We start from the raw sequence: 15,127 nt of genomic DNA on the forward strand, positions 1-15,127 counted from the left end.
AGATGTGTATAAGAGACAGTACTTGCGGCGTCCCCGCACTCCGACACCGCCCCGCCAAATCACGGAATCCAGCTTTTGCTCTGGCTGTTGACCTGGCCTCTGCGGGTGCAGGGCGCAGCCCTGCCGAAACCCACCCTCAGGAACTGCAGGACAGCATCGAGCAGCCGGCGCGGTTGTCGGCCCACGCCGGGCGCTTGCCGGCGAAATGCTCCAGCCCGGCACGCTCGGTGTACGGATCACGCAGCACGTCCTGCAGTGCGTGAACGCCACCGAGGTCGCCCTGCTCTGCACGATCGATGGCTTCCTGCGCCAACCAGTTGCGCAGCACGTACAGCGGATTGGCCGCGGCCATCTTCGCCGTGCGCTCACTGGCCGACAGCGGATCGGCCTGCAGCCGCGTCGCATAATCCTGCAGCCACTGCTGCAACGGTGCCTGCACCGCCTGTTGGCGCGCCTCGTCGTAGTACACCGCGGCCAGCAGCGCCGCATCCGGTGTCGCCGGATCGAGGCGCATCAGCGCGCGCCAGGCCAGGGTCATGTCCATGGCACCGTCCTGCATCAACTGCTGCCAGCGCAGGTAGAGCTGCAGGTCGTCATCGTCGGCAGCGGCCAGGCCCAGCTTGGCTGCGGCATCGCGACGGGTGCAGGCCACGAAGGTGGACTGGTAGGCCGCCAGACCGGCCTGCAGCGGCGCCACATCGGCGAACAACGGCGACAACGCCTGGGCCAATCGGCTCAGATTCCAGTACGCCACCTGCGGCTGGGTACCGAAGCGATAACGGCGGCCCTGCGCGTCGGTGGTGTTCGGCGTCCAGTCCGGATCGAAATCCTCGACCCAGCCGTAAGGGCCGTAATCAAGTGTGAGGCCGAGCACGGACAGGTTGTCGGTGTTCATCACGCCATGCACGAAACCCACGCGCATCCAGTGCGCGATCATCTCGGCGGTGCGCACCGCGATCTGCGCGAACCAGTCGCCATACAGCGCCTCGCCCTGCCCTTCGAGCTCCGGAAAGTCGCGGGCGATGCAGGCGTCGACCAACTGCTGCAGCAACGCGGTTTCGCCACGCGAGGCCGGCAGTTCGAAGGAACCAAAGCGCAGGAACGACGGCGATACCCGGCACACGATGGCACCCGGCTCCGCGCGCGGGTGGCCGTCGTAGAACATGTCGCGTACCACGTCGTCGCCGGTGCCGACCAGCGACAACGCGCGGGTAGTTGGCACACCCAGGTGGTGCATGGCCTCGCTGCACAGGAATTCGCGGATGGACGAGCGCAGCACCGCGCGGCCATCGGCGCCGCGCGAATACGGCGTCGGTCCGGCCCCCTTCAGCTGCAGCTCCCAGTGGCGGCCATCCGGCGCGACCAGTTCACCCAGCGAGATCGCACGGCCGTCGCCGAGCTGGCCGGCCCAATGGCCGAACTGATGGCCACCGTAGTTGGCCGCCCAAGGCTGCATGCCTGCATACAGTGCGTTGCCACCGAATACACGGGCGAAGCCTTCGCTCTCGACCTCAGCGGTATCGAAGCCAAGCATTTCGGCCACGTCCGGCGCCCAGGCCAACAGTGTGGGCGCCGTCACCGGGGTCGGCATCACTGGCGACCAGGCTGCGCCCAGCACTTCACGCCTGCGCGGGCCGGATTCGGGGTCGCCCGGCAGGGTATGCAGCAGACGGTTGTCGAAACGGGGGCTGTCGGTATCCATGGTGCTGAAGATGGGGGCGACGGCCGCCCGCCTCAATTGCCGCTGAGCGCCTGCAGGTGGCCGCCGTGGGCCTCGGCACGCTGGTAGGCCGGGCGCTCACCGATACGCTTGAGGAAGCCACGCAGTGCCGGCTTGTCGTCGAGGCCACCACCGCGCGCGGCAGCGGCCTGGATCGGGAAGCTCATCTGGATGTCGGCCGCACTGAAGCGCTCGCCGGCAAACCACGGGCTTTCGGCCAGGCGGCGCTCCATCCAGTCTAGGTGCAGGCGCCGCTGCGGACCGATGAAGCCGCGCTCGGCCTTGTCGGCGATGCTGCGTGCGATCGGGCGCGCGAAAAACGGCATCGGCGCATTGCGGATGCGGCCCATCACCAGGGTCAGCAGCAGCGGCGGCATCGCCGAGCCTTCGGCGTAGTGCAGCCAGTAGCGGTAAGCGATGCGCTCGGCACCCTCGGCGGGCGTCGGCGACGGCGACAGCTGGCGCTGGGTGTCGTAGCGGTCGGCAAGGTAATCGAGGATGGCGCCGGATTCGGCCAGCACCAGCTCACCATCCTGCAATACCGGCGACTTGCCCAGCGGATGCACCTGTCGCAGTTCCGGCGGCGCCAGCAGCGTCTTCGGATCGCGCGGATAGCGACGCAGCTCGTAGTCCAACCCCAGCTCCTCCAGCATCCACAGCACGCGCAGGGAACGGGAGTTTTCCAGATGGTGGACGATGCGCATGGACGGTTCCGCGATGGGAGGATTCATCTGATCTTAGCCTGCCCGGCTGCATGTCTTTTGTAGAGTCGAGCTTGCTCGACTGCTTTTCAGAGACAGTCGAGCAAGCTCGACTCTACAAAACAGCGGGCAATAAAAAACGCCGGAAGCTTTCGCTTCCGGCGTTCTGGCTACCAAACGGTAGCAGACGGATTAGACCGCCTGCACCTGGTCAGCCTGCATACCCTTCTGACCCTGGACGGCGATGAAGGTAACCTTCTGGCCTTCCTGCAGGGTCTTGAAGCCGGTGCCCTGGATGGCACGGAAGTGCACAAACAGGTCCGGGCCGCTTTCCGGGGTGATGAAGCCGAAGCCCTTGGCGTCGTTGAACCACTTGACGGTGCCGGTCTGACGATCAGACATTTGACTAACTCCTGAAACACATGTTGAAAAAATCGCAGCCACCGGGTATCGGGGCCGAGACTGAGTTGCAGGCGTTGGTAAAGCGGATCGATGAGCGGATCGTGAGATCAACTGCACCAGGCCACGATTCACGGTGACCCTAGCAAACACAGTGGGACGAACGATACGCGTGTTTTCTGCAAAAAGCGATAGCCCGGACGTTCATGGGCAGACCCCGCCCGCTAGACGTGACAAGGGCTGGCAGCCGATCGAGGCTAACCCCGAGTCCCCATTCAGGATTTTCCTACCCTACACTGGGTAAATGACTGAAGCTGAAACCCAAGCTGAACCCGCTCTCCCACGCATCTGGGTAGACGCGGACGCCTGCCCCACCGTCATTCGCGACATCCTGTTCCGGGCCGCTGAACGCGTTGGGATCGAGCTGACCCTGGTCGCCAACCAGTGGATCCGGACCCCGCCCTCGCGCTGGCTGCGCTCGATCCAGGTCCCCCAGGGCCTGGACGTGGCCGACAGCGCCATCGTCGAGCGGGTCGCCGCCGGTGACCTGGTGGTCACCCAGGACATCCCGCTGGCCGCGCTGGTGCTGGAGAAGAAGGCGGTGGCGCTGAACCCGCGTGGCCAGCTGTACACCCCGAACAACATGGCCGAGCGGCTGTCGATGCGCAATTTCATGGAAGAGCTGCGCGGCGCCGGGGTGCAGACCGGGGGCCCACCGCCGCTGGGCCCGCGCGACCGGCAGCTGTTCGCCGCCGAGCTGGACCGCTGGCTTGCGCGGCGCCCGGTTCGCTGAACGGCCCTACCCGCTCTGGCCCGGCAGGCACAGGCGACGCTGACTGCTGAACCGCCTGGGCTCCCCACTCAATGGATCGTCGAAGGCCAGCCCCTGCGCCAGCAGCTGCAGGGGTGACTCGACCGTTTCATCCGGGCGCGGCCTCAGCTGCGGATACAGGTCATCGCCCTCGATGGGGGCGCCCAGCATCGCCATATGCACGCGCAGCTGGTGTTTGCGGCCGGTTTCCGGCCGCAACCGGTAGCGCCAGACCGGCCCCTCGGCCTCGATCAGCTCGATCCGGCTGCGGGCATTGGGCTCGCCCGGCACTTCGGCCATGCGGAAGAACGGCTCCCCCGGCACCAGACGACTGTCCCGCTGCAGCGGAAACTCCAGCCCCGGCAGCGCCGGTGCCAGCGCCTCGTAGGTCTTCCCGATGCGCCGTTCGCGGAACAGCCGCTGGTAGGCATCACGCGTGCCTGCCTGGGTGGAAAACAGCACCAGGCCGGCGGTCAGCCGGTCCAGGCGGTGCAGCGGCGCCAGTTCGGTGTTGCCGGTGCGTGCGACCAGGCGCGACAGCAGGGTTTCGCGTACATACCCACCGGCCGGCGTCACCGGCAGGAAGTGCGGCTTGTCGGCCACCAGCAGGTGCGCATCCAGATGCAGGATGGTCTCGGCGAAGGGAATCACCGGCTCGTCGGCCACCTCGCGGAAGTACTGGATTTCCAGCCCCACCTGCCAAGGCATGTCCGGCGCCAGTGCGCTGCCCTGCGCATCCTGCACCCGGCCTCGGGCGAAGCGGTCCTGCCATTGCGCACGGTCGATGCGCGGGAAACGCGCGCACAGGCCATCGAGCAGGCTGGACCAGTGGCCGGGTGGCAGCTGCAGGCGGCTGGGCAAGGTCATGGCGTTCACTCCGGCCACGGAAAAGAGCGCAAGAGTGCCACCGTTGACGCTGCGCAGACAGACCGGCAACGGACACCCCTGGAGCAAACCTCTATCATTGTCGTCTTTAGTCCACGGACCCCCCATGGCCCTCACCGCCACCATCCGCAAGGCCGAACTGCAGATCAGCGACATGGATCGCGGCTACTACGCGACCCACAACCTGACCCTGGCCCAGCACCCGTCCGAGACCGACGATCGCCTGATGGTGCGCCTGCTCGCCTTCGCGCTGAACGCCGGCGACCGCCTGGAATTCGGCCGCGGCCTGAGCACCGATGACGAGCCCGATCTGTGGGAACACGACTACACCGGCGACATCCTGCAGTGGATCGACCTGGGCCATCCGGACGAATCGCGCATCCGCAAGGCCAGCAATCGCAGCCGCCAGGTGCAGGTGATCAACTACGGCGGCAACGCCTCGGAGATCTGGTGGGGCAAGCAGAGCAAGGGCCTAGCACGCTTAGACAATCTCTCGGTGGTTGATCTGGACGGTGAATTCGTCGAGCGCTGGGGCCAGCAGATCCAGCGCGCCATGCGCTGGAGCGTGCTGATCCAGGACGGTGAAGTGCAGCTGCTCAACGACCAGATCCAGCTCGACGTGATCCCGAACTGGCGCAAGCGCGCCAAGGCATGAGCACGATCCGTTGCGACGTGGTTGTCGTCGGCGCCGGTGCGGCCGGGCTGATGACCGCAATCACGGCTGGCCAGCGCGGCCGCCAGGTGCAGGTGATCGACCATGCCAACAAGGTCGGCAAGAAGATCCTGATGTCCGGCGGTGGCCGCTGCAACTTCACCAACACCGGCACCACCCCGGCCAACTTCCTGTCGACCAACCCGCACTTCTGCAAGTCGGCGCTGGCGCGCTACACGCCCTGGCACTTCATCGAGCTGATCAGCAAGCACGGCATCGCGTATCACGAAAAAGAGCTGGGCCAGTTGTTCTGCGATGTCTCGTCCAAGCAGATCGTGAAGATGCTGGTGGACGAATGCCAGGCGGCAGGCGTGCAGGTGCGTACCGACTGCAGCGTGCAGCGCATCGAGCATGGCAGCGATGGTTTCCGCGTGCACACCACGCAGGGCCTGTTCCATTGCGCCTCGCTGGTGGTGGCCACCGGCGGCCTGTCCATTCCCAGCATGGGCGCCACCGGCTTCGGCTATGAAGTGGCCCGACAGTTCGGCCACCAGGTGCTGCCGACCCGCGCCGGGCTGGTGCCGCTGACGCTCAGCGGCAAGCACCAGGAACGGCTGGCCGATCTCAGCGGCGTCGCTCTGCCCATCGAGGCGCGCTGCAACGGAAAGAGCTTCCAGAATTTCATGCTGCTGACCCATCGCGGCGTGAGTGGCCCGGCGATCCTGCAGATCTCCTCGTTCTGGCAACCCGGCGACGCGCTGGAGCTGGACCTGCTGCCCGGCCACGATGCCGGCGAGTGGTTGCGCCAGATGAAGCGCGAGCGGCCTGCCGCCGAGCTGCGCACGGTGCTGGGCGAGGTACTGCCGAAGCGGCTGGCACAGCGGTTGTGCGAACACTGGCTGCCCGACCGGCCCGTGCGCCAGCTGGACGAGCCGGTGCTGCGCCAGGCCGCACAGCTGCTGGGCGCGTTCCCGCTGGTGGCCAGTGGCACCGAGGGCTACCGCACCGCCGAGGTCACCCTGGGCGGCGTGGATACTGCCGAGGTCTCGTCCTCGACGATGGAATCCAAGCGCGTACCCGGCCTGCATTTCGTCGGCGAGGTGCTGGATGTGACCGGCTGGCTGGGCGGCTACAACTTCCAGTGGGCCTGGGCCAGCGGCCACGCAGCCGGTGGCGTGGTGTGAACCACATCGCCGTTCAATGCGTGCAAGGGGTGCGCGCATGGACGGTTCGCCGCGCATCGTGTATCTAGATTTGCAGATTGGGGAGCAGTGCATGCAGAACGCGAACGACATCACCATCCGCCTGCTGATCGTCGATGACAGCGGCGAGAATGCCGAAGCCATCGTCAGCACGCTGCGCAACAGCGGCATCGCGGTACGCCCGTGGCGTCCGCAGGATGCAGCCGAGCTGGCCCAGGTGCTGGCCAGCCAGGCCATCGACCTGGTGCTGGCTTCGCCCTCCCAGGGCATCCCGCTGCCGCTGGTGGCCCAGCATATTGCTGCCAGCGGCAAGGACATTCCGCTGGTGCTGCTGGCCGAGCGCATCGACGAGGATGAACTGGTGCAGGCCAGCAGCCACGGCATCCGTGCCCTCGCCCTGCGCCAACGTCCGGAGCATCTGCTCGCCGTGGTCCGTGACCAGTGGGTGGACCTGCAGGCGCGTCGTGGCCTGCGCCGCATCGAGGCACAGATGCGCGAAACCGAGCGCCGCTGCGATGCGTTGATCGCCTCCTCGCGCGACCCCATCGCCTACGTGCATGAAGGCATGCACATCCGCGCCAACGATGCCTATCTGGAGATGTTCGGTTACGAGCATTTCGACGACATCGAAGGCATCTCGCTGCTGGACATGGTCGCCGCCCAGCACGTGGAGGGCTTCAAGCAGCTGCTGAAGGGGCTGAGCCGTGGCGAGGCGCCGCCGCCGCAGTACCAGCTCGACGCGCGCCACGAGGATGGCAGCGCGTTCCCGGCGACGATGGAGTTTGCCGCTGCCACCTACGAAGGTGAATCCTGCCTGCAGGTGGTGCTCCGCCGCCGCATGGAATTCGACCCCGAGCTGGCACGTGAGGTCGAGGACCTGCGCCAGCGCGACCAGGTCACCGGCCTGCTCAATCGCCCGACCTTCATGCTGCAGCTGGAAAGCGCGGTGGCCCAGGCCGGGCGCAGCGAAGGCCAGTTCGGCCTGCTGCTGATCGAGCCGGACCACTACGCGCGCCTGCTGCCGGACATTGGCCTGGCCTCGGCCGACACCCTGATCGGCGCGCTCGCCGCGCTGCTGGCCGAAGTCGTTGGCGAAGACGCGCAGCTGGCCCGCTTCGGCGAACACAATTTCGCCGTGCTGCAGGCCGGGCCGTACGCGCAGACCGTGGCACTGGCCGAGCGCATCCGCGAAGCCTACGCCGCGCACGTCTTCAGCATCGGCGCACGCTCGGCCACGGTAACGGTCAGCATCGGTGGCGTGCAGGTGGGCGAGAAGATCGCCAGTATCGGCCAGGTGCTGGCACGCGCCAGCGAATGCACGCAGGCCGCCGCAGAACTGGGCAACACCTGCCGCATCTTCGACCCGGCCGCCGCCGACCGCGTGGAGGAAGAACGCGTGCTGCGCTGGGTCGCCCGTATCCGTGAAGCGCTGGCCGGTGACGGCTTCCAGCTGCACTACCAGCCAGTGCTGAACCTGCAGGGCGAGTCACTGGAGCTGTACGAGGCCTACCTGCGCCTGGAGCACAACGGCGAACTGCTGAGCCCGACCGCGTTCCTCGGTATCGCGGAGGAGCACGGCCTGCTGGCCGACATCAACCGCTGGGTGGTGTCACGGGCCATCGCGGTGCTGGGCCAGCGTGCACGCGAAGGCCATGCCACGCAGATGCTGGTGAAAGTGACGCCGGAATCGTTCGACGACCCGCAGATGATCGCTACCCTGCGCCGCGAGCTGCAGGCTCAGGGTGTGCCCGGCGAACGGCTGTGGCTGCATGCACCGGAAGCGAAGGTGTTCACCCACCTGCGCAGTGCACAGCAGTTCCTTGCCGAAGTGGCACCGCTGGGCTGCCGCATCGGCTTGGAGCAGTTCGGTTCGGGGCTGGATTCGTTCCAGCTGCTGGCCCACTTCCAGCCGCAGTTCCTCAAGCTGGACCGCGGCTTCACCAGTGACCTTGCGGCCACCCGCGAGAACATCGACCGCATCAGCCAGATCACCGCGCGCGCGCAGGAAGCCGGCATCCGCACCATCGCCGAATTCGTCAGCGATGCCAATTCGATGACGTTGCTGTTCAGTGCCGGCGTGGACTACGTGCAGGGCGACTTCGTCGGCCCGGCGTTGCCGGAGATGGGTTTCGAGTTCGGATGACCGATGGTAGTGCCGGCCGCTGGCCGGCACCACCCAAAGAGAAGGCCGGCTTTCGCCGGCCTCTTCGTTGATCAGGTCATGTCGACCAGGTTTTCGATCTTCACGTCCGGATTGACGTCGGCCTCGTAGTCGACACCCTCCACGCCAAAACCGAACAGGCGCAGGAAATCGGCCTTGTAGCCGGCCAGATCGCTGATCTCGTACAGGTTCTCGTTGGTCACCTGCGGCCACAGCGCGACCACCTTGCCCTGCACGTCCGCGGCCATTTCCTTGTAATCGGCACGCAGGCGGCCTTCGTCATCGACCAGCGCGACGGTGTGGCCATCGCCATCGACCAGGTCGTGGCGCAGACGATCGACCGCCACGCCATCGGCCTTGCCGCCGTAGAGGATGTCGTACAGCACGTCGAGCTGTTCGATGCAGCCTTCGTGCGTGCCCTTTTCCTTCATCACCTTGAACAACAGCGACAGGTACAGCGGCATGGTCGGAATGGCCGAGCTGGCCTGGGTGACCACGGCCTTCAGCACCGACACGCGCGCGTCGCCACCGATCTTGGCCAGCTTCTCGCGCAGGCCCAGCACCTTGTTGTCCAGGTCCTTCTTGGCCGCACCAATCGAGCCATTCCAGTAGATCGCCTGGGTGATCTCTTCGCCCACGTAGGTGAAGGCGGTGGTGGTGCAGCCATTGGCCAGCACGCCAGCGTCGGCCAGCGCATCGATCCACATCTGCCAGTCCTCGCCACCCATCACCGCGACGGTGCCAGCGATTTCTTCCGGGGTGGCCGGCTGCAGATGGGTCTCGGTCAGCACTTCCTTGTCGGTATCCAGGCCACGCAGGGTGATCGGCTCGCCGATCGGCTTCAGCGCGGAGCTGATGATCTCTCCGGTTTTCGGGTGCTTGCGGCGCGGCGCGGCAAGGCTGTAGACGACCTGGTCGACCTGGCCGAGATCGGCCTTGATCATCTCGATGGTCCTGGCCTTCACTTCATCGGAGAAGGCATCGCCGTTGATGCTCTTGGCGTACAGGCCAGCTTCGTCGGCGTACTTGTGGAACGCGGCCGAGTTGTACCAGCCCGCGGTGCCCGGCTTGGTTTCACTACCCGGGCGTTCGAAGAAGATGCCCAGGGTGGCGGCGCCACTGCCGAAGGCGGCAGTGATGCGCGCAGCCAGGCCGTAGCCGGTGGAGGCGCCGATCACCAGCACGCGCTTGGGACCATTCTGGATCGGCGGACGTGCGCGGATGTAGTCGATCTGCTGCTTGACCGCGGCTTCGCAGCCGGTCGGGTGGGTGGTGACGCAGATGAAGCCGCGGACGCGCGGTTTGATGACCATGGATACCTCGGGTTGGCAGATGCGGCGCACGGGGCGCTCAGCAGGAATACGGGCGCGCGCCTGCGCGCGCGAACCGCAGGATCGTAGTGCGCGGGGGAAGATTGCACAACCGACGGCGGCGTAGGGTGGGGTTTGTTCTGCAGGGTTGCACCCTGCACCCGCTGGAAGCCAGAGCAACGTCAACGTCGAAAGCTGGGTTCCTGTGGGTTGGCGGGGTGGGTCCGGTTGCGGGGGACGCCGTAAATCCTTCCATGGAGGCTTGGCCGCGGCATCCATGCCGCGGACACCCCCGCAACCGGACCCACCCCGCCTTCGACAGATTTCCGCGATCTGTTGGACATGTCGCCGCTGCTGTTGGTGGGTGCCGACCGTTGGTCGGCACGGTTGAATTCATTCAATATCTGACAGATGTGTCGACCAAGGTCGACACCTACCAACAGCCGCGCGATCCAACAGCCGCAGGAATCTGTCAGAGGTGGGGCCATGTGGGTTGGCAGGACCGTTGGCGCCATGGATGGCGCCATCGAGCCCCCATGGATGGGTTTACGGCGTGTCCTGCCAATCCACATGGCCCCACCATTCCACGGAATGCCCGCTGTTGCTATTGCTGTTGCTGGCCAGCGGCCGGCACTACCGCGGGTGCAGGGCTGCAAGCCCTGCACACAAAAAACCCCGCTTGCGCGGGGTTCTCTGTGTGTTGCGTGCAGCGGGTGCTTACGGGCGACGGGCCAGGGCCTCGATGTCCTTCGCCTTCGGCAGCAGGTCCTGCTTGCTGACGCGCAGGAAACCGATCGTCAGCATCGGCACCGCCACCAGGATCGAGGACAGCACCACGATCACCGCACCGATCATGTGCGTCTCGGCCAGGCCTTCCATCGAGCTGCCGCCGTACATGTACAGGGCAAGCGCCGACAGGAAGAACATCACCGCAGTGATCACCGTACGCGACAGCGTCTGGTTGATCGAACGGTTCAGCACTTCCATCGAGTCCACGCGCAGGCTGCGGAAGTTCTCACGGACGCGGTCGAAGACCACGATCAGATCGTTGATCGCAAAGCCCATCACCGACAGCAGGCCGGCCAGCACGGTCAGGTCGAACTCACGGCCCAGCAGGGACACGTAAGCGACCGTCACGATCAGATCGAACATCGCCACGATGCTGGCGGTGACCGCGAACTTCCATTCGAAGCGCACCGCGATGTAGATCAGGAAGCCGGCCAGCATGAAGATGGTGGCATACAGGCCATTCATCGCCAGGTCCTTGCCGATCTGCGGGCCCACGAACTCGTTGCGGAGCACGGTGGCCTGGTTGTCGGCGGTGGACAGTGCCTTCACCACGGCGGCGGCGGTGGCCTTGTCCTCGTGCGCGGCGTCGCCGGTACCGGCAGCGTGCTCACCGTGCGGGGCCAGGCGGATCAGCAGATCGGTGTTGCCACCGACGCTCTGCACCTGGGCACCGTCGAAGCCACTTTCCTCGAGCTTGGTACGGACCTGCTCGACGTCCACGGCCTTGTCGAAGCGGGCTTCGATCAGGGTGCCGCCGGTGAAGTCCAGAGCGTAGTTGAAGCCCTTGAAGCCGATGATGGCAACCGAGGCCAGGAACACGATGACCGTGACGACCATCGCGACATGGCGCCAGCGCATGAAGTCGATCTTGGTGTCGTTCGGGAGGATGTGCAGCGGAAACAGTTTCATGTGCGTGTCGTCCCGTCAGATGGCCACGTTCTGGAGCTTCTTGCGGCGGCCGTAGATCAGCGTCGCCAGCGCACGCGACACGGTGATCGCGGTGAACATGGAGGCGAAAATACCGATGATCATGGTCAGCGCGAAGCCCTTCAGCGGACCGGTACCGAATGCGAACAGCGCCACACCGACGATCAGGCCGGTCAGGTTGGCGTCGAGGATGGTGCCGGAAGCACGCTCGTAACCGGTCACGATCGCGGTCTTGCCCGGCACGCCGGCACGCAGCTCTTCACGGATACGCTCGTTGATCAGCACGTTGGCGTCCACCGACAGGCCGACCGACAACGCCAGGCCGGCGAAGCCCGGCAGGGTCATGGTCGCGCCGAACAGCGACATCACCGCCACCACGATCAGCAGGTTGAACAGCATCGCGATCGAGGTGATCACGCCGAACATGCGGTAGTAGACGCTGAAGAACACCAGGGTGAACAGGAATGCGAACACCACCGCGCGCATACCGTTCTTGACGTTCTCGGCGCCCAGGCTCGGGCCCACCACGCGCTCTTCGACGAAGTCCATCGGCGCGGCCAGCGAGCCGGACTTCAGCAGCTTGGCCAGGTCCTCGGCTTCCTTCTTCTGCAGGCCGGTGGTCTGGAAGTTCTTGCCGAACACGCCGTTGATGTTGGCCACCGAGATCACTTCCTCGTTGACCTTGAAGCCACGCACTTCCTGGCCGTCGACGACGGTCACGGTCGGCACGCGCTCGGTGTAGACCACCGCCATCGGCTTGTTCACGTTGGCGCTGGTGAAGTCGAACATGCGCTGGCCGCCGACATTGTTCAGCGTCACGCTGACCGCCGGAGAGCCGCTGTTCGAATCGGTCACCGCCTGCGCGCCGACCATCTGGTCACCGGTGACGATCACGCGCTTGTTCAGCAGGACCGGACCACCGCCATCACGACGCTGGTAGACCTTCGCTTCCGGCGGAATGCGCCCGGAGTTGATGGCGTCCTGTGCATTACCGTCCACCACGGCCCGGTACTCCAGGGTAGCGGTGGCACCGATCATGCGCTTGGCTTCGGCGGTGTCCTGCACGCCCGGCAGCTGCACCACCACGCGGTCGGCACCCTGGCGCTGGATGATCGGCTCGGCCACACCGAGCTGGTTCACGCGGTTGCGCAGGGTGTTGATGTTCTGCTCGATGGCGCCGTTGGCGATCTGGGTGATCTCGGTTTCCGGCACGGTCACCGTGATGCGATTGCCACTGACGTCGTAGCCGAGGGTCGGCTGCGCCTTCACCAGGGCAGTGCGGGCACGCTGCGCGGCGTCGTCACCGGCGGACGGGCTCAGGTTCGCCACGATGCTGTTGTCAGCGCGGCGTTCCACCGACTGGTACGGGATGCGGGCGTCACGCAGCGTGCTGCGCACGTCTTCTGTGTAGGCGTCCAGGCGCTTGTCCAGGGCGGCCTTCTGGTCGACCTGCAGCACAAAGTGCACGCCACCCTGAAGGTCCAGGCCCAGCACCATCGGGCGACCGCCGAGGTTGGCCAGCCAGTCCGGCACGGTCGAGGCCAGGTTCAGGGCCACGGTGTACTTTTCACCGACCGTGTCACGCAGGGCGTCGCTGGCAGCGGACTGCGCCTTCAGGTCCGGCAGGCGGACAATCAGGCTTTCCCCTTCCTTCTCGACACCGATGGTGGTGACACCGGCCGTCTTCAGGTCGGCCAGCACACGGTCACGCAGTGCATCGTCGATCTGGCCGCCACGGTTGGCGGTGATCTGGAGGGCCGGGTCCTTCTGGTAGATGTTGGGCAGCGCGTACAGCGCGCTGAGCGCCAGTACGATCAGGATGACGACGTACTTCCAGCGTGGAAATTCGAGCATTGCTTGGGTCCCGCGCGGCGCCATCCCCGGCGCCGCGGTTGTGCATCGGAAAGGGAGTGGCTTACTGGGCCGACTTCAGGGTACCGGCCGGCAGCACGTTGCCGACAGCGCCCTTCTGCACGCGGATGCGCACGTTGTCCGCCACTTCAATGGTGATGAAGTTGTCGCCGATGTCGGTGACGATGCCGGCGATGCCGCCGTTGGTCAGCACTTCGTCGCCACGCTTGATCTTCTCCAGCATGGCCTTGTGCTCCTTCTGCCGCTTCATCTGCGGGCGGATCATCAGGAAGTACATGATGGCGATCAGGATGACCGGGAACAGCAGCGTGGTCAGGCCCATGCCCTGCGGTTGGCCGCCGGCGGCCTGGGCGTGGGCGGCGGGAATCAGGAAGGCAAGCAGGTTCATCGTTGGTCCTTTGGTTGGGCGGCGCTCCGGCCCTTTCACGGGCACGGGGTGTCGACCGCGGATCTGGGTCAGCCTTGAAGTATGCCACGGCCCCGGGCGTTCGTCCTTGGGCCGTTTGGCAGGGGGTGTTCGGGTTACAGGGGCGGCGCGACCGCCCCGCGTGCCGCGTAGAAAGACTCACGGAAGGCCAGGAAGGTTCCCGCCTCGATGGCCGCACGGATGTCGGCCATGAGCTTTTCGTAATAGAACAGGTTGTGCAGGGTGCCCAGCATCGGCGCCAGCATCTCGTTGCAGCGGTCCAGGTGGCGCAGGTACGAACGCGTGTAACCGCCGGTGCAGGCCACGCAGCCGCAGCCGGGCTCGATCGGATCCATGTCCCGTGCGTACTGGGAATTGCGGATGCGGACGGTGCCGAACGAGGTGAAATAGTGACCGTTGCGCGCGTTGCGGGTCGGCATCACGCAGTCGAACATGTCCACGCCACGTGCGACACCCTCGACCAGGTCCTCCGGCCGGCCCACGCCCATCAGGTAGCGCGGGCGGTCGCCCGGCAGTTCCGGGTCCAGGTGGTCGAGCATGGCGTTGCGCTCGTGCTCCGGCTCGCCCACGGCCAGGCCACCGATGGCGTAACCGTCGAAGCCGATCGCCTGCAGGGCCTCGGCCGAGCGGCTGCGCAGGTCAGTATGCACGCCACCCTGGACGATGCCGAACAGGGCCGCGTCGTTGCCCAGCTCGTCATGCGCGTTGCGGCTGCGCTGGGCCCAGCGCAGGCTCAGCTCCATCGAGCGGCGCGCCACATCCTCGGTAGCCGGGTACGGGGTGCACTCGTCAAAGATCATCACCACGTCCGAATCGAGCACTTTCTGGATTTTCATGCTCTCTTCCGGGCCCAGGAACACGCGGGCACCGTCGGTGGGCGAGGCGAAGGTCACGCCCTGCTCGGTGATCTTGCGGCGGTGGGCCAGCGAGAACACCTGGAAGCCGCCGGAGTCGGTCAGGATCGGGCCATCCCAGCGGCAGAAGCCGTGCAGGCCGCCGTGGTCGGCGATGATGTCCAGGCCCGGGCGCAGGTACAGGTGGAACGTGTTGCCGAGGATGATCTCGGCGCCCAGCGAACGCACCTGGTCCGGCAGGATGCCCTTGACCGAGCCATAGGTCCCCACCGGCATGAAGGCCGGCGTTTCCACCGTGCCACGCGGGAAGGTCAGGCGGCCACGGCGGGCACGGCCGTCGCGGGTCTTGAGCTGAAACTGCAATCGGGACATGGAGCGGTCGTTCAGGCAAATAGTCGCCCATTGTCTCCCAAAACC

Annotated in this window: 13 protein-coding genes; 4 read left to right on the top strand and 9 right to left on the bottom strand. The window is 66.0% G+C overall.

Annotated elements, in window-relative coordinates; all coding sequences use genetic code 11:
- Positions 1-136 precede the first annotated feature (136 nt).
- The 3 genes from AC5O77_RS18065 to AC5O77_RS18075 all read right to left on the bottom strand — a co-directional run bounded on the left by AC5O77_RS18065 (position 137) and on the right by AC5O77_RS18075 (position 2,823).
- Positions 137-1,702: a protein adenylyltransferase SelO gene (locus tag AC5O77_RS18065; RefSeq protein WP_478057134.1), complete on the bottom strand. Its 1,566-nt coding sequence runs from the start codon at positions 1,700-1,702 to the stop codon at positions 137-139.
- A gap of 32 nt (positions 1,703-1,734) precedes the next feature.
- A complete protein-coding gene (locus AC5O77_RS18070) occupies positions 1,735-2,424 on the bottom strand; it encodes a glutathione S-transferase family protein (protein WP_478057133.1) in 690 nt (229 codons plus the stop codon).
- Between the two features lie 189 nt (positions 2,425-2,613).
- Positions 2,614-2,823 (bottom strand): cold-shock protein, encoded by a 210-nt coding sequence (locus AC5O77_RS18075; RefSeq protein WP_004153307.1) that lies wholly within the window; start codon positions 2,821-2,823, stop codon positions 2,614-2,616.
- A gap of 301 nt (positions 2,824-3,124) precedes the next feature.
- Here AC5O77_RS18075 and AC5O77_RS18080 point away from each other — a divergent pair, with 301 nt between their 5' ends.
- Positions 3,125-3,613, top strand: a complete 489-nt coding sequence (locus AC5O77_RS18080; protein WP_010484520.1) for a YaiI/YqxD family protein — start codon at positions 3,125-3,127, stop codon at positions 3,611-3,613.
- A 6-nt stretch (positions 3,614-3,619) separates the two neighbouring features.
- Here AC5O77_RS18080 and AC5O77_RS18085 read toward each other — a convergent pair whose 3' ends face one another.
- Positions 3,620-4,498, bottom strand: a complete 879-nt coding sequence (locus AC5O77_RS18085; protein WP_478057132.1) for a pseudouridine synthase — start codon at positions 4,496-4,498, stop codon at positions 3,620-3,622.
- A gap of 124 nt (positions 4,499-4,622) precedes the next feature.
- On the opposite strand from AC5O77_RS18085, the gene AC5O77_RS18090 reads away from it, so the two are divergent.
- The 3 genes from AC5O77_RS18090 to AC5O77_RS18100 all read left to right on the top strand — a co-directional run bounded on the left by AC5O77_RS18090 (position 4,623) and on the right by AC5O77_RS18100 (position 8,513).
- Positions 4,623-5,171: a YaeQ family protein gene (locus AC5O77_RS18090; protein WP_478057131.1), complete on the top strand. Its 549-nt coding sequence runs from the start codon at positions 4,623-4,625 to the stop codon at positions 5,169-5,171.
- Complete coding sequence (locus tag AC5O77_RS18095; protein WP_478057130.1) at positions 5,168-6,352, top strand: BaiN/RdsA family NAD(P)/FAD-dependent oxidoreductase; 1,185 nt, start codon at positions 5,168-5,170, stop codon at positions 6,350-6,352. Before AC5O77_RS18090 ends, AC5O77_RS18095 begins: the two co-directional genes overlap by 4 nt.
- 91 nt (positions 6,353-6,443) lie before the next feature.
- The gene (locus AC5O77_RS18100; protein WP_121503054.1) at positions 6,444-8,513 is read left to right on the top strand and encodes a GGDEF/EAL domain-containing response regulator; all 2,070 of its coding nucleotides are present in this window, start codon (positions 6,444-6,446) and stop codon (positions 8,511-8,513) included.
- Positions 8,514-8,584: 71 nt separating this feature from the next.
- Here AC5O77_RS18100 and fabV read toward each other — a convergent pair whose 3' ends face one another.
- From fabV to tgt, 5 genes are all read right to left on the bottom strand, one after another.
- A complete protein-coding gene (fabV, locus tag AC5O77_RS18105; RefSeq protein ID WP_494507031.1) occupies positions 8,585-9,844 on the bottom strand; it encodes an enoyl-ACP reductase FabV in 1,260 nt (419 codons plus the stop codon).
- A gap of 714 nt (positions 9,845-10,558) precedes the next feature.
- A complete protein-coding gene (gene secF, locus AC5O77_RS18110; RefSeq protein ID WP_071228983.1) occupies positions 10,559-11,539 on the bottom strand; it encodes a protein translocase subunit SecF in 981 nt (326 codons plus the stop codon).
- A 15-nt stretch (positions 11,540-11,554) separates the two neighbouring features.
- Positions 11,555-13,411, bottom strand: a complete 1,857-nt coding sequence (gene secD, locus AC5O77_RS18115) for a protein translocase subunit SecD (protein ID WP_049437257.1) — start codon at positions 13,409-13,411, stop codon at positions 11,555-11,557.
- A gap of 61 nt (positions 13,412-13,472) precedes the next feature.
- Positions 13,473-13,817 carry a preprotein translocase subunit YajC gene (gene yajC, locus AC5O77_RS18120; RefSeq protein ID WP_005409257.1) on the bottom strand — a complete coding sequence of 115 codons (345 nt, stop codon included), beginning with the start codon at positions 13,815-13,817 and terminating at the stop codon, positions 13,473-13,475.
- Positions 13,818-13,951: 134 nt separating this feature from the next.
- Positions 13,952-15,082: a tRNA guanosine(34) transglycosylase Tgt gene (gene tgt, locus AC5O77_RS18125; protein WP_494507032.1), complete on the bottom strand. Its 1,131-nt coding sequence runs from the start codon at positions 15,080-15,082 to the stop codon at positions 13,952-13,954.
- Positions 15,083-15,127 lie beyond the last annotated feature (45 nt).

The sequence above is a fragment of the Stenotrophomonas sp. INTA L402-1 genome, assembly GCF_059295135.1.